The 17,354-nt window shown below is 71.9% G+C and carries 17 protein-coding genes and 1 other RNA gene; 8 read left to right on the top strand and 10 right to left on the bottom strand.

Annotation, left to right across the window (positions count from 1 at the left end; translation table 11 throughout):
* Positions 1-4: 4 nt before the first annotated feature.
* Positions 5-1,483, bottom strand: coding sequence for an MFS transporter (locus BMZ18_RS01080; protein ID WP_068361839.1), 1,479 nt, complete (start codon positions 1,481-1,483; stop codon positions 5-7).
* A 178-nt stretch (positions 1,484-1,661) separates the two neighbouring features.
* Between BMZ18_RS01080 and BMZ18_RS01075 the strand changes: the two genes are divergently transcribed.
* Positions 1,662-3,149 (top strand): amidase, encoded by a 1,488-nt coding sequence (locus BMZ18_RS01075; RefSeq protein WP_074921680.1) that lies wholly within the window; start codon positions 1,662-1,664, stop codon positions 3,147-3,149.
* A 121-nt stretch (positions 3,150-3,270) separates the two neighbouring features.
* Here the strand turns inward: BMZ18_RS01075 and BMZ18_RS01070 are convergent, their stop codons facing one another.
* Entirely contained in the window at positions 3,271-3,990 is a 720-nt protein-coding gene (locus tag BMZ18_RS01070; RefSeq protein ID WP_068365523.1) for an acetoacetate decarboxylase family protein, read from the bottom strand.
* A 60-nt stretch (positions 3,991-4,050) separates the two neighbouring features.
* Here BMZ18_RS01070 and BMZ18_RS01065 point away from each other — a divergent pair, with 60 nt between their 5' ends.
* Entirely contained in the window at positions 4,051-5,019 is a 969-nt protein-coding gene (locus BMZ18_RS01065; RefSeq protein WP_068365522.1) for a cobalamin biosynthesis protein, read from the top strand.
* Here BMZ18_RS01065 and BMZ18_RS01060 read toward each other — a convergent pair.
* From BMZ18_RS01060 to BMZ18_RS01050, 3 genes are read right to left on the bottom strand one after another with little or no spacing between them, the layout of a single operon-like run.
* Positions 5,001-5,927, bottom strand: a complete 927-nt coding sequence (locus tag BMZ18_RS01060; RefSeq protein ID WP_068365521.1) for an SURF1 family cytochrome oxidase biogenesis protein — start codon at positions 5,925-5,927, stop codon at positions 5,001-5,003. The genes BMZ18_RS01065 and BMZ18_RS01060 overlap by 19 nt on opposite strands.
* 2 nt (positions 5,928-5,929) lie before the next feature.
* Entirely contained in the window at positions 5,930-6,418 is a 489-nt protein-coding gene (locus BMZ18_RS01055; RefSeq protein ID WP_074921678.1) for a low molecular weight protein-tyrosine-phosphatase, read from the bottom strand.
* Positions 6,415-7,125: an HAD hydrolase-like protein gene (locus BMZ18_RS01050; protein WP_068100316.1), complete on the bottom strand. Its 711-nt coding sequence runs from the start codon at positions 7,123-7,125 to the stop codon at positions 6,415-6,417. The genes BMZ18_RS01055 and BMZ18_RS01050 overlap by 4 nt, the downstream gene beginning before the upstream one ends.
* Positions 7,126-7,238: 113 nt before the next feature.
* Between BMZ18_RS01050 and cobC the strand changes: the two genes are divergently transcribed.
* The 4 genes from cobC to BMZ18_RS01030 are packed head-to-tail and all read left to right on the top strand — an operon-like array spanning position 7,239 to position 11,293.
* Entirely contained in the window at positions 7,239-8,273 is a 1,035-nt protein-coding gene (gene cobC / locus BMZ18_RS01045) for an Rv2231c family histidinol phosphate aminotransferase CobC (protein ID WP_068365527.1), read from the top strand.
* Positions 8,270-9,424 (top strand): Nif3-like dinuclear metal center hexameric protein, encoded by a 1,155-nt coding sequence (locus BMZ18_RS01040; RefSeq protein WP_068365520.1) that lies wholly within the window; start codon positions 8,270-8,272, stop codon positions 9,422-9,424. Before cobC ends, BMZ18_RS01040 begins: the two co-directional genes overlap by 4 nt.
* A 16-nt stretch (positions 9,425-9,440) precedes the next feature.
* Positions 9,441-10,178 (top strand): zinc ribbon domain-containing protein, encoded by a 738-nt coding sequence (locus BMZ18_RS01035; RefSeq protein ID WP_068105339.1) that lies wholly within the window; start codon positions 9,441-9,443, stop codon positions 10,176-10,178.
* Positions 10,175-11,293, top strand: a complete 1,119-nt coding sequence (locus BMZ18_RS01030) for a bifunctional RNase H/acid phosphatase (protein ID WP_068365519.1) — start codon at positions 10,175-10,177, stop codon at positions 11,291-11,293. Before BMZ18_RS01035 ends, BMZ18_RS01030 begins: the two co-directional genes overlap by 4 nt.
* Positions 11,294-11,352: 59 nt before the next feature.
* On the opposite strand, the gene BMZ18_RS01025 is transcribed toward BMZ18_RS01030, so the two are convergent.
* Positions 11,353-12,630, bottom strand: a complete 1,278-nt coding sequence (locus BMZ18_RS01025) for an SLC13 family permease (RefSeq protein ID WP_068365518.1) — start codon at positions 12,628-12,630, stop codon at positions 11,353-11,355.
* Entirely contained in the window at positions 12,627-13,148 is a 522-nt protein-coding gene (locus BMZ18_RS01020; RefSeq protein ID WP_068365517.1) for a DUF1697 domain-containing protein, read from the bottom strand. The genes BMZ18_RS01025 and BMZ18_RS01020 overlap by 4 nt, the downstream gene beginning before the upstream one ends.
* Before the next feature lie 61 nt (positions 13,149-13,209).
* Here BMZ18_RS01020 and rnpB point away from each other — a divergent pair.
* Together rnpB and BMZ18_RS01010 are read left to right on the top strand one after the other, a co-directional pair.
* Positions 13,210-13,635, top strand: an RNA gene (gene rnpB / locus BMZ18_RS01015) — RNase P RNA component class A.
* A 413-nt stretch (positions 13,636-14,048) separates the two neighbouring features.
* Entirely contained in the window at positions 14,049-14,228 is a 180-nt protein-coding gene (locus BMZ18_RS01010; protein WP_068365516.1) for a hypothetical protein, read from the top strand.
* Between the two features lie 9 nt (positions 14,229-14,237).
* Here BMZ18_RS01010 and BMZ18_RS01005 read toward each other — a convergent pair whose 3' ends face one another.
* The 3 genes from BMZ18_RS01005 to BMZ18_RS00995 all read right to left on the bottom strand — a co-directional run bounded on the left by BMZ18_RS01005 (position 14,238) and on the right by BMZ18_RS00995 (position 17,344).
* Positions 14,238-15,800, bottom strand: a complete 1,563-nt coding sequence (locus BMZ18_RS01005; RefSeq protein WP_074921675.1) for a CYTH and CHAD domain-containing protein — start codon at positions 15,798-15,800, stop codon at positions 14,238-14,240.
* A gap of 132 nt (positions 15,801-15,932) precedes the next feature.
* Positions 15,933-16,907: a prolyl aminopeptidase gene (pip, locus tag BMZ18_RS01000; RefSeq protein ID WP_068365514.1), complete on the bottom strand. Its 975-nt coding sequence runs from the start codon at positions 16,905-16,907 to the stop codon at positions 15,933-15,935.
* Positions 16,904-17,344: a hypothetical protein gene (locus tag BMZ18_RS00995; protein ID WP_068365513.1), complete on the bottom strand. Its 441-nt coding sequence runs from the start codon at positions 17,342-17,344 to the stop codon at positions 16,904-16,906. The genes pip and BMZ18_RS00995 overlap by 4 nt, the downstream gene beginning before the upstream one ends.
* Between the last annotated feature and the right edge of the window lie 10 nt (positions 17,345-17,354).

Here is a 17,354-nt window from a genome sequence, read left to right as displayed (position 1 = left end):
AGGCTCAGTGTGCCCGCTTCGGAAGCGCGAACACCAACAGAAACGCCGCGACGGCGAAGGCCGCGCTGACGCCCATCGCGTGGGCTGCGGCGTCGGTGAAGCCGGTGGCCAGGGCGTCCGGCCCCGGCCCGGCGACGGTGAGCGACCCGAACAGGACGCTGCCGATGATCGCGATGCCGATGGCACTACCGATGCGCTGCATGGTGGAGATGACCCCGCTGGCTGCTCCGGCATCGGGGCGGTCGACGGTGGCCACGATGAACTGGGCGTTGGGGGCGATGAACGCGCCGTTGCCGAGGCCGGCGACGAAGAGCGGCACCAGCAGCTTCCAGTTGGTGAGGTCGGCGGCCTCGGTGGTGAGCAGAATCAGCCATGCGGAGATAAGGCCGACGCTCACCAGCCCGGCACCGAGCAGAAGAACGCGGCGACCGAGCCGCTCCGCCAACCGATTCGACTGCGACGACGAGACGATGCTGCCGATCGCGAACGGGATGGACACCACGCCCGAGGCCAGCGCCGTGTTGCCCAGACCGGTCTGCCACAGGATCGAGATGGTGAAGAAGATGGAGGTGAAGGCGGCGAAGTAGACCAACGCGAGGATCACGCCGCCGGTGAACGCCGGGCGGGTGAACAGCCGCGGCGGGACCAGGGGGGTGCGGCCGCTGCGGGTGTACCGCACCTCCCACGCGCCGAACAGGGCGAGCAGCAGACCACCGATCACCAGAGTGACGACGGTCCAGGCCGGCCATCCGGTGTCCTGGCCCTCGATCAACGGAACGAGCAGCGCGACCAGCCCGGCGGTGACGAGCAGCAAGCCGACCCAGTCGATACCGCGATCGGCGGCGTCGGTACCGATCTCGTCGTGCGTCGGGAGGATCTTCGCCGCGAGCAGGACGCCGGCGATGCCGAAGGGCAGGTTGACCAGGAAGACCAGTCGCCAGCCGCTGTCCGGGCCGACGGCCTCGATGATGAGCCCGCCGATGATGGGGCCGAGGGCGCTGGAGACGCCGATGACCGCGCCCATGATGGCGAACGCCTTGCCGCGCAACTGCGGCGGGAAGAGCAGCTGGATGAAGGCCGTGACGGCGGGAACGAAGATGCCGCCCGCGAGGCCTTGGACGATGCGCGCCGCGACCAGTTGCACGTCGTTCTGCGCCAGGCCGCACGCGAGGCTGGCGAGGGTGAAGATCGCGAGGCCGGTGACGAGGATCCACTTGTGGCCGATGCGGTCGCCCACGCGGCCCGCCGGGATGAGCGCGAGGCCGAAGGCCAGGGCGTAGCCGGAGATGATCCACGAGAGCGTCGCTTCGCCGGCGTCCAGCGACGTGCGGATGGTGGGGAGCGCGACGTTGACGATGGTGGTGTCCAGCAGGGCGATGAACATGCCCATGAGCAGGACCATGAGGGACTGCCACGCGCGCCGGGACACGGTGGGGGCGGACGCGTCCGAGGTGGACGGCGACGCGGGAGAACTGGTGGACACCCTCGAGAACCTTTCGCACAGGGAACAACTTGCCTAGCCTGATTCGGCGCACCGACAACCGTCGGACCGTCGATGCGGACGACGGGTGCGGACGCGAGCGGATACCCGCGTCGTACGCTGCGGGAACACCGGACAGAACGGACGCGGGACGCGTCCCGGAAACACGGACGGGGATGGGATGGAGTCGACGCGAACGGACCATGCGGCAGACGCGGCGACCGCACCGGACGGGCGTCGGGTGTCGGTGTTCGCCGACGACGCGCTCGGCCGACACGACGCGGTGGGCCTCGCCGACGCCCTGCGACGACGGGAGGTCTCGCCGGACGAGGTGCTCGCGGCGACCCGCGACCGGCTGGCGGCGGCGGCCGACCTGAACGCGGTGGTGGGGTCGGTGTTCGAGACGCCCGTGGCCGGCAGCCCGGCGGGACCGTTCGGCGGCGTGCCGACGCTGCTCAAGGACAACAGCGATCTGGCCGGGGTGCCGACGGGTGTGGGGTCCGAGATCGTCCGGGAAGTCCCCGTGTCGTCCCACGGCCCGGTGGCGCGTGAGCTGCTGCGGATGGGCCTGACCATCATCGCGAAGTCCACGTTGCCGGAGTTCGGACTCAGCGCGTCCACCGAGTTCCCGACGCGCCCACCCACCCGCAACCCCTGGCACACCGGCTACTCGTCGGGTGCGTCGTCGGGCGGGTCGGCCGCTCTGGTGGCCGCGGGGGCGGTGACCCTGGCCCACGCGAACGACGGAGGCGGATCCATCCGCATCCCGGCGGCGTGCTGCGGGCTGGTGGGCCTCAAGCCCTCACGCGGGCGCTTCGTCCTGCCGACCGTCGAGAAGATGCTGCCGGTTCCGATCGTCGCGGACGGGGTCGTGACGCGCACGGTGCGCGACACCGCGCGGTTCTGGGCGGAGGCCGATCGGCACTCGACGCGATCGCTGCGGCCGATCGGGTCGGTGACGGGACCGTCGGCGCGGCGCCTCCGTGTCGGGCTGGTCCTGTCCTCGCTCGCGGGCAGCGGCATCGACGACGCCACCCGGCAGGCCACGGAGGACGCGGCCGCGGTGGTCGAGTCGCTCGGCCACCGGGTGGAGCCGATCGATCGGTTGCCCATCGACGCGGGGTTCCCCGACGATTTCGTGCGGTACTGGTCCTTCCTGGCCTTCGCGCTGCAGCGCTCCACGCCGCGGGCCCCGCGCACCACCGTGCGGGACTTCGATCCGCTCACCGTGGGTCTGGCCGACCGCTTCCGCCGCGACGCGTGGCGGTTGCCGGCCGTGATCCGTCGACTGCGCCGCGCCGCCGCCGACTACGCGTCGATGTTCGCGTCCGTCGACGTGGTGCTCTCTCCGGTCACGGGCAAGGCCACCCCGCCGCTGGGTTACCTGTCGCCCCGAGTGCCGTTCGATCTGCTGCTCGAGCGACTGACCGACGTCGCGGTCTTCACCCCGTTGCACAACGTGGTGGGGGCGCCGGCGATCAGCCTGCCGCTGGGGCCGCCGTCCCCGGCTCCGCTGGGCGTGATGTTCTCGGCGCGACAGGGCGACGATCGCACTCTGCTGGAGCTGGCGTTCGAACTCGAACAGGCGGCACCGTGGCCGACCCTCGGCGACTCGGGAACAGGAACGGGACCGGCTTCGGCTCGACGATCGGGGTCGTCGACCGCTTGAGTCGTAGCAGCCCCACAGTCACGGTCGGGGGCCTAGTGTTCGGTCACAGTACGAGTCCGTGACCGAAGGGGTGTCCGATGTCGGTGGGAATCACGATCGTCGACCTGTTGACCCGCATCTCCTACCTGTTCCGCGGGTGGGAGTTCTGACCCGACCGCACCACGTGCGCCCCGAACACGATGGAGGCGTCGGTCAGCGCGACACTCACCGCGGGACGGCGGCCGTGCAGGTGGCCCAGCGGTCCGTCCGGGGCGAAGGTCCAGGTCGCGTTCAGGGTGCGGACCCGCGGGAAGAGGCGGTTGCGGGACACCACGCGTCGTCCGTCCAGCGCCTGGGCCGTGGTGAGGGGTATGCCGATCGACCCGGGTAGCGACGCGCGGCCGATCGTCGCGTCGAGGGCCGCGACGGGCGCACCGTCCATCGTCATGGAGGCGGCGACGCGGCGGCCGGAACTCTCCCGTCGGAAATCCCCGAGGTGCTTGGGAATCGACCACAGTTCTCGCCCGCCCGTGCGGGACTGCGGGCTGTCCACCCAGATGTCGGGGATGGTGGCCATGATCGACGCGCCGCGGCGGACGAGGACGGACCCGATCAGCTCGTCGTAGGACAGCACGCCGCCCGAGGTGTAGCGGACGAACGCCGCACCGACCACGGCGCGGCCCCCCACGGTGACAGGTCGAACGGCCGCGTCTCGCACCGAATCGGTGACCCGGGCGGGCAACTCCCGCGTCGGGACCAGGAAGGTCGAGACGAGCAGGGTGCCTCCGAGGTACCAGGGTTCGGGCGGGTACGTCTCACCGTCCGCGCCGATGTGCCAGTCCGCCGCCCGCAGCTCCGTCATGCCGGTCAGGATAGCCGATACATGGACGTCCAACCATGTACCGGTCCGTAGGCTCGCGCGGTGCGCACTCGGTCCTCCGCCCTGCTTCTCTCGTGGCTCGCCGACGTCGTTCTCGGCGATCCGCAGCATCGACACCCGGTCGCGGCGGTGGGGTCCGCCGCCGCGCGACTCGAGACTCTCACCTACCGCGACACCCGGGCCGCGGGCGTCGTGCACACGGCCGTCGTCCTCTCCACCGTGGTGGGAGGGGCGGTCGCGGTCGACCGGGCGCTGCGTCCGTGGCCGTGGTTGCACACCGCGGTCACCGCCGCCGGAATCTGGGCGTGCCTGGGCGGCACGACCCTCGGACGCACCGGCGCGGCGATGGCCGACGCGGTGGCGGCCGGGGACCTCTACGCCGCGCGGGCCATCGTGCACTCGCTGTGCGGACGCGACCCGTCGCTGCTCGACGAGGCCGGCGTGGTGCGCGCGGCCGTGGAATCGGTAGCCGAGAACACCTCGGACGCCACGGTGGGGGTGCTGGTCTGGGCCGCCGTCGCCGGCCTGCCCGGGGCGGTGGGCTACCGCACCGTCAACACGCTCGACGCCATGATCGGCTACCGGAACGATCGCTACTCCCGCTTCGGGTGGTGCGCCGCGCGCCTCGACGACGTGGTGAACCTGGTCCCTGCTCGACTGACCGGGCTGCTCACGGTCGGGCTCGCGCCGGTCGTCGGCGGTTCACCGGCGCGGGCTCTGCGCGCCTGGCGCGAGGAGGCCGGGTCCCATCCGAGTCCCAACGCCGGAGTGGCCGAGGCGACGGCGGCGGGAGCGCTGGGGGTGGGCCTCGGCGGCGAGACGGCCTACCGGCACGGGGTGGAGCAGCGGCCTCGACTGGGTCGCGGTCCGGCTCCGACGACCGACGATCTGCGGCGCGCGGTCCGTCTGTCCGCGGCGGTACAGGCCGCGGCGGCGCTCGTGACCGCCGGCGCGACGGCGCTGGTCACCGCAGGCGCATCGGTGCGGACCGGTCAGCGGCGACGGCCGTAGCGGTCGGCGAGGCGATCGTCGGTCACGGCCGACCGGCCGGACCCTGCTTTGCGACGCTTGCGGCGCGGGGTCAGCAGAGCGTCGAGACCGTCGTCGTACTCCGGCGTCGCCTCCTGCTCGGCGGGACCGACGGGCTCGGTGGTCGCGGGAGTCGTCTCCTCCGCCTCGCTGCGCACCCGCCGTCGTTCCTTGATCTCGGCGCGGACGAAATACGCCAGTCCGAGCGGCGCCATGAGACCGAACGCGAGCCACTGGAGCCCGTAGGACAGGTACGGCCCGGCGTCGAGCTGCGGCAGCGCGATCACGCCGAGACCGCCGGGTTGATCCTCGGCCAACTGCAGATAGCCGTCGATCGGCTGAGTGCCGGTGAGCTCACCGACCTGGCCGGGAGTGATGGTGTAGACCTGCGGCAGCCCGGGGCCGGTGACGGCGGGTTTGCCGTCGACCGCCGGTTCGGCGACGCGCAGTCGCCCGTCGAGTGAGACGGGACCGCTGGGCGGCGGTGTGATGTCGGGGACCTCGACGCCCTGCGTGGGCAGCACGTACCCCCGGTTGACCATGAGCGTCGCGCCCTGATCGGTGCGGAACGGGGTCAGCACCTCGAAGGCCGGTGTGTCGCCGACGCTGCGCAACCGCACGACGACGTCGCTGTCCTGCACGTAGGTACCGGTGGTGCCGACGCGTCGCCACTCGTCGTCGCCGGAGACGACGCCGTCACCGATCAACGTCGCGGCGTCCACGGGGTCGGCCTCGAACGATCGGGAGATCTGCTCGTTGCGTGCCGACGTGGACGAGTTCTTGCCCAGCTGCCAGGGTGCGAGGACCGAGAAGCACAGGTAGGCGAACAGCAGCACCACGGCCATGAGCGCCAACCACCCGGGGCGCAGGAGGAACGACAGGCGACGCACAACTACACAGCGTAGTCGTCGGACTCGGACAGCAGGGTCCGGACGTGCTCGACCAGGCCGGGGACGGCGGCTTCGATCTGCGTCCGGACCTCGGTGAACCCGGACTCCGGACCGTAGTACGGATCGGCCACCTCGGCGCCGGGCTCGGCCGCCGGGTCGAAGGACCGCAGCAGAACCAGCCGGTCGGTCGGCACACCGAGCCGGACGAGTGCGCGCCGGTGCGAGTCGTCGAGCGCCACGATCAGATCGGCGCCGAGGATGTCCTGGTCGACGGTCCGGGCGCGGTGCTCCTCGGAGTAGCCGTGTCCGCCGAGTTCCGCGGCAGCCCGCGGATCCATCGGGTCGCCGACGTGCCAGCTGCCCGTCCCGGCGCTCGTCAGCCGCACCCGATCGGCGAGCCCCGCACGATCCAGTGCGTCCGCGGCGATCTTCTCCGCCATCGGCGACCGGCAGATGTTGCCGGTGCACACGAAGGTGACGTGGACGCTCACGCGGCCACCATCGTCGTCGCCAACAGGTCGGACAGCGCCTGCGGCGTCGGGACGGACCACGACGCGGCGGCGTGCTCGGCCGGCAACCCGTATCCCCACTCCACCAACGCGACGGGAATGCCCCAGTGGCCGGCGCCGAACACGTCGTGGTCGCGGTCGCCGACCATCACCACCGCGGGCGTGCCGCCGTCGGCGGTGGCCCGCGGCTCGCGACCCATCAGCCCCAGGGCACGGGCAACGACGTCGGACTTGGCGCGCCGGGCGCCGTCGTCACTGGCGCCGGCGATGGCGCCGAAGAACCGGGCGAGGTCGAAGTGCTCGAGGATGCGGGTGGCGACGCGCTCGTTCTTGCTGGTGGCCACCGCCATCGGCACACCGGCCGCGGCCACGGCCTCGAGGACGTCGACGACGCCGTCGTACACGCGGTTCTCGGCCCACCCGGACTCCTCGTAGTACTCCGAATACGCCGCCCGTGCCCGGTCGACCTGATCCGGCGTCATGCCGAGGGACCGGAAGGTGTCGATCATCGGCGGACCCACCACGTGCGAGCGGACGTCGTCACCCGGCAGCGGCACCCCCACCGCGGTGAGCGCGCGGTCGAACCCGGCCAGGATGCCGGGCGCCGAATCGGTGAGCGTGCCGTCGAGGTCGAACAGGATCAGATCGGCGGGTTCGCGGTCGGCAGGGTCGGGTGCGGTAGCAGGCATGATGCGCTCAGTTTACGGACGGGTTCCGACGTCGGAGCCGGGCCCGTGACAGTGACACCGCGTCACGGCCCGTGACAGTGCACGCCGTCACGGTCCGTGACAGTCTCGTCCCCGTGAGCGACGCGCACGACCCCGACCTCCGTCATCACGGCGACGTCGACGCCGAACCGGGGATGGAGGACTTCGCGGTCAACGTCCGCGGCACGCGGCCGCCGGAGTGGTTGCGCGCGATCCTGGTCGACTCGCTGGGGCGCGTGGGGTCCTATCCCTCGGCCGAGCACGATCGCGCGGTGCGGGAGGTCGTCGCGGCCCGCCACGGGCGGCACCCCGACGAGGTGTTATTGCTCGCCGGCGCCGCGGAGGGCTTCGCGATGTTGCCGCGGCTGGTCCGCCGCCGGGCCGCCGTGATCCACCCGTCCTTCACCGAGCCCGAGTTCGCGTTGCGCGAGGCGGGGGTGCCGACGACGCGGGTGATCCTGTCGCGGCCATACGTTCTGGCCGCGGCGACCGTCCCGGAGGACGCCGACGTGGTCGTGGTGGGCAACCCCACCAATCCGACGTCGGTCCTCCACCCGCGCCGTGACGTCCTGGCGATGCGTCGGCCCGGTCGCCTGGTGGTGGTCGACGAGGCGTTCGCCGACACGACGCCGGGGGAGCCGGAATCGCTCGCCGGTGAGTCGTACCCCGACGTGCTGGTCCTGCGAAGCCTCACCAAGTCCTTCGCCCTGGCCGGTCTGCGGTGCGGCTACGCACTGGGGCATCCCGACGTGCTCGCTCGTCTCACGCGTGGTCGGGCGCACTGGCCGCTGGGGACGCTGCAGCTCGACGCGGTGGCCGCGTGCAGCAGCCCGGAGGCGGTGCGCCGGGTCGAGCGCGATGCCGCGGTGATCGCCGACGAACGCACGTATCTGATCGACCGGCTGGCGACCGTCGGGGTCCGGTCGGCCGCACCGCCGTCGTCGTCGTTCGTCCTCGTCGACGTCCCCGACGCCGAGCGTGTGCGGCGGGGTCTGCGTGCTCGGGGCGTCGCGGTGCGACGGTGCGACACGTTCCCCGGGCTCGGCGATCAGCTGCGGCTGGCCGTGCGCGACCGCGGCGCGGTGGACCGGCTGGTGACGGCGTGGCACGCCGTTACCCTGGGGCCATGACGTCCCCTCGGCCCGCGCTCCTGTCCGACGTGATCGCCGAGCTCGATCGCGTGTATCCGCCTGTGCTGGCCGAGGATTGGGACTCGGTGGGTTTGGTGACCGGGGATCCGGCGGACGAGGTGCGCACCGTGCGCTTCGCCGTCGACGCCACCGAGGCGGTGGTCGATCGGGCAATCGCCGACGGTGCCGACCTGCTGGTGGTCCACCACCCGCTGTTGCTGCGCGGGGTGGACACCGTGGGCGCCCACACCCCCAAGGGCGCGCTGATTCATCGCCTCGTCCGCGCCGGATGCGCGCTCTTCACCGCGCACACCAACGCGGACTCCGCGCGTCCCGGGGTGTCTGACGCGTTGGCCGACGCCCTGGGGCTCGTCGACACCGTGCCGTTGGATCCGAAAGACGATGTCCCGCTGGACAAGTGGGTGGTGTTCGTGCCCGACGCCGACGCGGCTGCGGTGCGCGACGCGCTGTTCGCCGCCGGCGCCGGGGCACTGGGCGACTACCGGGACTGCAGCTGGGCGACGACGGGCGTGGGGCAGTTCCGGCCCGTCGACGGCGCGCATCCCGCACTCGGGTCGGTCGGATCGCTCGAACAGGTGGACGAGCAGCGGATCGAGACCGTCGCCCCGCGCTCGGCGCGTGCCGCCGTCCTGGCGGCCCTGCGCGCGGCGCACCCCTACGAGGAGCCGGCGTTCGACGTCTTCGCTCAGGTGGGTCTGCCCGGCCCGCTGGGCCTCGGTCGCGTGGGCCGGGTGGACCCACCGGTCACGTTGCGCGAGTTCACCGCTCGGGTCGCCGAGCGTCTGCCGGCGACGGCGTGGGGCGTGCGCGCCGCGGGCGATCCGGACCTGCGCATCGAGCGGGTGGCCGTGTGCGGGGGATCGGGCGACTCGTACCTCGCCGCGGCCCGCGGCGCCGGTGCCGACGTCTACGTCACCTCCGACCTGCGCCACCACGTGGCCGACGAACACCTGCGCGGCGGCGGTCCCGCCCTGATCGACGTGGCGCACTGGGCCGGGGAGTTCCCGTGGTGCGCCCAAGCCCTGGGCGTGCTCGACCGCGCCTTCGGCGAGCGGCCCGGGTGGTCGAGCGCGGTCCTGGGGGAGCGGACCGATCCCTGGACGATCGGTGCCGTCGACCCCGGCCGCTGACGGTAGCGTGACACCGGTGAACGTCGACCCGAAGATCCAGGAGCAGTTGCTCGACCTGGCTGCCATGGACACCGAACTCGCTCAGCTCGCCCACCGTCGACGGACGTTGCCCGAGCAGGCCGAACTCGACGCGCTCGAGACCGAGCGGGTGGCGCGCAAGGACGCGGCCGTCGGCGTGGAGATCCAGCTCGACGACATCGATCGCGACATCCGCAAGCTCGAGGGCGAGATCGACGCCGTCCGCAAGCGTGAGGACAAGGACCGCGCCGTGCTCGAGTCCGGCTCCGCGCCCGCGAAGCAGCTCACGGAACTGCAGCACGAGCTGGGCAGCCTCGAACGCCGCCGCAGCATCCTCGAGGACGAGCTGCTCGAGGTCATGGAGCAGCGCGAGGCCCTCGCGGCGGATCACGACCACGCGGGTGCACGGCTGTCCAAGGCCGAGGACGATCTGGTGGACGTGACCCGACGACGCGACGACGCCCTCGCCGACGTCGACCGCCTCGTGCAGACGCGGACCGGTCAGCGGGCCGAGCTGGCGTCGTCGTTGCCGGACGAGGTGGTCTCGGTGTACGAGAAGCAGCGCGAACGGTCCGGCGTCGGTGCGGCTTTGCTGCGCGGCCGCCGCTGCGGTGCCTGCCGCATCGAACTCGACCGCGGCGAGATCGCGCGCATCGCCGCGACGCCGGCCGACGCCGTCGTCCGCTGTTCGGAATGCAACGCGATCCTGGTGCGAACCAAGGAATCCGGTCTGTGACGACGCCCGGTGGTGTCGGTCGGGTGACGATCGAGGCCGACGGCGGATCGCGCGGTAACCCCGGCCCGGCCGGGTACGGCGCGGTGGTTCTCGACGACGCCGGGTCGGTCCTCGCGGAACGTCGGGAGGCCATCGGCACCGCAACCAACAACGTCGCGGAGTACCGCGGTCTCATCGCCGGTCTCGAGGCCGCGCGTGAGCTCGGCGCGGCCGAGGTGGCGGTCCGGATGGACTCGAAACTGGTGATCGAGCAGATGTCCGGGCGGTGGAAGGTCAAGCACCCGGACATGATTCCCCTGCAGCGGCGGGCGGCCGAGGTGGCGCGCACCTTCGACTCGGTGAACTGGACCTGGATCCCGCGCGCCGAGAACGCCCGGGCCGACCGCCTGGCCAACGAAGCGATGGACGGGGAGCCGGCGTTGCTCGACGGGTCGGCCGTGTCGGAGGCCCCGAGCGCGCCGACGACGACGGAGCGACCCGCGTGGCAGGCGGTCACCGGCGCGGCGACGCGTCTGATCCTGCTGCGACACGGGCAGACACCGCTGTCGGTGGAGAAGCGCTACTCCGGACGCGGCAACCCCGACCTGACCGACGTCGGGCGCGCGCAGGCCGCGGCCGCGGCGGAGCGCGTGGCCCGGCTGGGGCCGATCGACGCGATCCTCTCGTCACCGCTGGCTCGCGCCCGCGACACCGCCGAGGCGGTCGCCGCGCGGGTCGGGGTGTCGGTGCACGTAATCGGCGATCTGACCGAGACCGACTTCGGATCCTGGGAAGGACTGACGTTCGCCGAGGTGTCCGCCCGTGACGGCGACGCGCACCGCCGGTGGATGGGCGACACCTCCATCGCGCCGCCGGACGGCGAGAGTTTCGACGCCGTGCGCGCCCGCGTCGAGCGGGCGCTGGCCACGGTGCGCCGCGAGCATGCCGGACAGACGGTGGTGGTGGTCTCCCACGTGACCCCGATCAAGACTCTTCTGCAGCTCGGGCTCGCCGTGGGCCCGTCGATTCTCTACCGCTTGCACCTCGATCTCGCGTCCGTCAGCGTCGTCGACTTCTACGACGACGACGCGGCATCGGTGCGGCTGGTCAACGACACGTCGTTCCTCGGCGACTGAGGCGACCTGCCGACGACTTTCGGAGAGACCCGTCCGTGACATGGAGGGCGACCCGCCCGTCAGATCTGCAGTGCAGCCCAGAGGGCGAGCGTGGCGGCCACGAGTGTCACCGGGGTGGTGAGCACCCCGAGCGCGGTGAAGGTGCGCAGACTCACCGGTTCCTGCTCGGCGCGAGCGACCCTGCGCCACAGCATGATCGCCAGCGACCCCACGTAGGTGAGGTTCGGCCCGAGGTTGACCCCGATCAGCAGGGCCAGCAGGGCCGGAACCGAGGCAGCGCCGGACGCGGTGAGTGCGGCGAGCAGCAGCAGGGTCGCGGGCAGGTTGTTCAGCACGTTCGAGGCCACGGCGGCGATCGCGGCGATCAGCAGCAGGGACGGTAACGACGTCGACGTGGGGAGCAGTCCGGCCACCCACGACCCGACGGGTCCGTCGGCCAGGCCGGCGACGACGATGCCGAGGGCGAACACGAAGACGCAGAACCAGAGGTCGAGCGCGCGCACGACGGCCGTCGGGGTGGTCTCGCCGGCGCGGACGGCCGGGACGGCGAGGACCACGGCCGCGGCGGCCGCCACCCACACGGGCTCGACTCCGACGGCCCCGCTCACGGCGAAACCGACCAGGGCGCAGGCGATCACCCCGAGTGCGAACATGGGTGCTGGGGTCTCGTCCGCCGGGGTGCCGTCGCGGGCGTCGTCGACCACGGCCGGCCTCGCAGTCCCGCCGCCCCGAAGGTCGCCGCGGAAGAACCACCGGAACACGAGGAACTCGACCACGATCGCCACCACCCACGGCCCCGCCATGAGTGCGGAGAAGTGCAGGAAGGACAGTCCCGTCGCCGAGAACACCAGCAGGTTGGTGAGGTTCGAGACCGGCAGCAGCGTCGACGCCGAGTTGGACAGATGTGCGACGGCGTAGGAGGTCGGGCGGGCGGAGAACCCGGCCCGGCGGGCGGCAGCGATCACCACCGGCGTGAGCAGCACGACGGTCGCATCGAGACTGAGCACCGCGGTGGTGAGGGCGGCGGTGACGAACACGGCGCCCAGCAAACGCACCGGCGACGCCGCCGACCGGCGGTGCAGCACTCCGGCGATCCAGCGGAACACCCCGCGGCGGTCCGCGAGGTGCGCCAGCGCCAGGATCGCCGCGAGGAACGCGACGGTCGGTGCCAGCTCACGGATCTCCCGCAGGGCCCCGTCGAGGCCGACCACGCCGAGGAGCAGCGCCAGACCGGCGGCGGGCACCGCGAGCACGGCCTCGGGCAGTCCGCGCGGACGCACGATGGCGAACGCCAGCACCGCCCCGACCAGCAGCACGGGAAGAACGACGTCCCTCACGCGAGCAGGCGACGCAGCGTGCGCAGGTTGCGGGTGGTCGTCGTCGACTTGTACGCCGCCTTGGCGCTCGCCTTGCCCACGACGCTGCCGAGGGTGTCGCCGCGGACGACCTCCCAGAACAGGACGTGGTGCGGCCCCGGCGCGGTCCGCTCGACGGCCGGATTCAGACCGTCCAGGGCGCCCAATTCGGCCGTCGAACGACCGTCGGAGGAGAAGATCACGTAGGGATGGCGCACCTCCTCGTCGGTCTGCCACGGATACGCCGCGACCACCTCGGCGAGCCGGTCCGCGGTCAGCACCACCACCCACGCGTCGTAGCCGAACTCCCGGCGCAGCAGGGCCTCGACGTCCGACCGCACCGACGCCGCGTCGCCGTCGGCCGTGAGCAGGACGTTGCCGGACGCGAGCACCGTGGTGACGTCGGCGTACCCGGCGGCGGTGAGGGCGGACCGCAGCTCGCTCATCACGAGGCGCACCCCACCGACGTTGACGCCGCGGAGCAGGACGACGTATCGCATGGCACGACTCTAGGGCGACGCTCCGACACGGCGGTCCGCCGAGTAGCATCTGCCGTGCGGACGAGTCGACCGGGCGGCCGCGGCGGGAGGAACCGGCGACCGGTGTCGCCAGGCCTCACGCCGAGGAAAGTCCGGACTCCACAGAGCAGGGCGGTTGCCAACAGCAACCCGAGGTGACTCGCGGGACAGTGCCACAGAGAACAGACCGCCGATCGTCCTCGTGACGCGTCGGTGAGGGTGAAACGGTGCGGTAAGAGCGCACCAGCACCCCGGGTGACCGGGGTGGCTCGGTAAACCCCGCCCGGAGCAAGATCGAAGGTCGCACCGTCGTTCGCGGTGGTGCGGCTGCGCAGGTGCCCGAGGGCTGCTCGCCCGAGCCTGCGGGTGGATCGCTCGAGGTACCCGGTGACGGTGTGCCCAGATGGATGGTCGCCGCCCGGACGCTCGCGTCCGGGGACAGGATCCGGCTTACAGGTCGACTCGCCCGCCCCCACTAGAACACGTGTTCGATCGCCTGATAGAGTCGGTCCCGGCGGGCCGGCGGTAGGTGACTACGGGAAGCGTCGGCCCGCCGCCGGACCACCCGAGACGACGAACGGCCCCCGTCCGAGGACGGGGGCCGTTCGCACGTGTTCACACGGCTCAGATGGGGTTGACCGCCAGCAGGGTCGCCCAGTACGTCGCGGCGTCGGGTCCGACCAGTGGCAACAGGTGGTCGAAGATGATGACTGACATGTCCTACTCCTTCGTCGTGATGCACCGTGTGGACGGTGGCCCTGCGCAGGCGTTCCCGGGAAGTGTATCGCGGTAACCACCACGATTGCGCGCGCGTCTCGTGCCGTGGCGTGTGCACCCGCGAGGCATCGCGTACGGGTCACCGAGACGGGGCACACTGTGCCCATGAGCGACGACGAGCAGTGGTACTTCCGCATCAGCGACAAGGCTGTGGTGCAGGGCAAGGACGCGGGCGCGATGGACCGCATGGGTCCCTATCCGGACCGCGAGACCGCCCAACGTGCCCTCGAGATCGCGGCGGAGCGGAACAAGGCGGCGGACGACGCGGACCGTGACTGGTCCTGACCCACTGACCTAGCGGTCGGTCCACCCGGCGCGATCGGCGGTACGCCGCAGCTTCGTCCACGCGGACGGGAAGGGCCCCAGGGCGTCCGCTCCGGCGCGCGTTTCCGCGGCGTACAGCACGCCGTGCGTGAAGGTGTCCGCGCCGCGGGCGTGGGCCGAGTCGGCCTCCAGGAGCAGGGTGCGCCGCGCGACCGCGCTGTCCTGGTGGTCGCCGAGCACCGACTGCACCTTCTTCGCGGACTTCGCCGCCCGTGCGGCCGTGCGCGCGAAGCGCTTCGGCGACTCGACCACCCCGGCCGCCTCGGCGGCGTAGCGGAGCTTCTTGGCCAGCTTGCGCACGTCGTGCATCGCGTCCTCGTGCTCGTCCTCGGCGCCGCGATCGCGGAGCGCGAGAGCGCGACGATGGGCCTCGTCCACTCGGGTGTACTGCGTGCGCAGCACGCGATCGAAGACCCGGGCCGCCGGCTTGCCGGCCTTCTTCCCGGTCGGTGACGACGCGAGCAGTGCATCGAGCGAATCGAGGAGAGCGAAGTACCGCTCGCCGTCGAGTTCGCGCACCACCTCGGCGTGTGCGAGCGAGTAGAGCCGCTGCTGGGTGCCGACCAGCGAGTCCGCCACGTCGCCGCGCACGGCGTCGGCCGGAAGTGCGGCCAGGGCGTCGCGGTACCGCTCGGCCAGGACCTCCGCGTCACGCGCGGTACCGAGAATGCCGGCGAGCCAGGACAATTCGCTCCGGACGGCGTCGACCTCCGCGCGGTCGAGGAGCGCGCGGTAGGACCGGAGGACGCTGCGCAGCCGCCGTGTGGCGACGCGCATCGCGTGCACGGAATCGTCCTCGTCGCGTCGCACGCGGGGATCTGCGGAGATCAGCGCGGACACGTCGGCCGCGAGCGCGACGCGGAGTGCGGAGCCGGCCGTGCCGTCGGGCTGCGGAGAGATGGACTCCCGGGCCGCCTCCAACCGTGAACCGAGGGCGCGCGCCAGCTTGGACGGCGACGAGCCCGGTTTCGCGCCGTGGTCGGTGAGGAACGTGCCCAGATCGCGAAGCGTCGAGCGCGTGCCGTCGACCAGTTCCAGCTCCCACTCCCGCCAGCGAACGGTGATGTCGTCCAGCAGATTTCGCGCCGTCACCGTGTCGTCGCAGAGCTCGGCCGCACGATCGGCCTTCGCCGTCGACACCGTGGTGATCACCCGACGGGTCTCGATGCTCGCCACCGGCACGAGAGGACGCCCCCGGGTGTGAGCGCGCACCACCAGGGCGACCTCGTCGGGAACGCGCGTGGTGTTCCCGCCCGCGGAGAGCGGGCTGCGCACCTCGACGCGCTCGTCCGAGGACACGGGCAGCTTGACGTGCCACCCCGCATCGGCGCTGCCGGTCCGCCGCCGCAGCGTGATGCGGGCGCGGGCCAGAGCCAGATCGGCGGTGTCGAAGTAGGTCGAGACCGGGTGCGTCAGTTCCGGCGCAGACGCGGCGGTGACCGACGGCGCACCCGCGAGATCCGGCACGGGAGTGTCCATCCCGACGTCGAACTTCACTTCGATCTCCGTGTGCGCCTCGGGCTTTCTCGTCATGACCACATCTCTACCAGCCGAGGGTGAACGCGCCGGTGGTTCACCGACGCAGCGCGTCCGCAGCTATCGACGCAGGGCGTCCGCAGCTATCGACGCAGGGCGTCCGCAGCTATCGACGCAGGGCGTCCGCAGCTATCGACGCAGGGCGTCCATGGCCTCGACGAGGTGGTGCACGATGCCCGGCTCGGCCGCCGAGTGGCCCGCGTCGTCGACCACGTGCAGGGTCGACGACGGCCACGCCCGGTGCAGATCGAGGGCGCTGCGTGCCGGGGTCACCACGTCGTACCGCCCCTGGACGATCACGCCGGGAATGTCGGCGATGCGGTCGATGTCCCGCAGCAGCTGCCCCGGCTCCAGGAAGCCGCCGTGCACGAAGTAGTGGTTCTCGATGCGTGCGAAGGCCAGTGCGAATCGCGGGTCCGCGGTCTGGTCGAGACGGCTCGGCGACGGCAGCAGGGAACTGGTCGCGCCCTCCCACGTGGACCACGCCACCGCGGCGCGCACGGCGACGTCCTCATCGGGGGAGTGCAGCAGGTCGTGATAGACCGCGACCGGGTCCTCGTCCCGTCGATCGGCCGGGATCGGAGCGAGGAACTCCTCCCATTTCTCGGGGAAAAGATGGCCCGCGCCGCCGCGGTAGTACCAGTCGATCTCGGCGTCGCGGAGCAGGAAGATTCCGCGCAGGACCAGAGCCCGGACGCGGTCCGGATGCGTTTGGGCGTAGGCCAGCGCGAGCGTCGACCCCCAGGAGCCGCCGAAGACGATCCACGACTCGATGCCGAGGTGTGCGCGGAGCCGTTCCATGTCGGCGATCAGCGCGGGCGTGGTGTTCACGGAGAGATCGGCGCCGTCGGCGACGTGGGGCGTGGAGTTGCCGCAGCCTCGCTGGTCGAACAGCACGATGCGGTAGTGCTCGGGGTCGAAGTACCGGCGCTGATCGGGGTTGGTTCCGCCGCCGGGCCCGCCGTGCACGAACACCACGGGAACGCCGGCGTCGGTGCCGCTGACCTCCCAGGCGAGACGCTGCCCGTCGCCGACGTCCAGCAGGCCTGTCTCGTGCGGGTCGATCGGCGGGTAGTACGTGCGGCGGTCTGCGCCCGCGGTCACAGGCCCACCAGTCCCGACGCGAGGTCGGGAATCTCCAGCAGGTCGATCGCCTGCGACCGGACGTCGCCGCACGTCTCCTCGGTCGCGTCGTCGACGATTGCCCGGTTCTGGACGACGGCGGCGTTCAGGCCGTACTGCGCGGCCCAGGTCTGCACGAGGATGTTCAGTCCACCGCGCCCGAGCGTGGGACCCTGCGTCCGCCAGTTCGAGAGCTGGGCCTCCAGATCGCGGCACAGGGTCTCGGCTTGATCGGACGTCACGGTCGCCGTCGCGCTCGCCGCCGTCGTCGACGTGGTGGACGACGGCGCCGTCGTCGACTCGGCCGGACCGGGGTCCGTACCGCCGGACCCGCACGCGGTCACACACAGAGCGGTGGCCGCGAGGGCGAGACCGACGCGGGTGGGGACAGCGGAGCGAGACACGGTTCGGCGAATCATGTCTGCGAGT

It is taken from the genome of Rhodococcoides kroppenstedtii (assembly GCF_900111805.1).
Classification (GTDB): domain Bacteria; phylum Actinomycetota; class Actinomycetes; order Mycobacteriales; family Mycobacteriaceae; genus Rhodococcoides; species Rhodococcoides kroppenstedtii.
The sequence above is the reverse complement of the archived record's forward strand: the minus strand, read 5'-3'. Positions and strand labels throughout refer to the sequence as shown.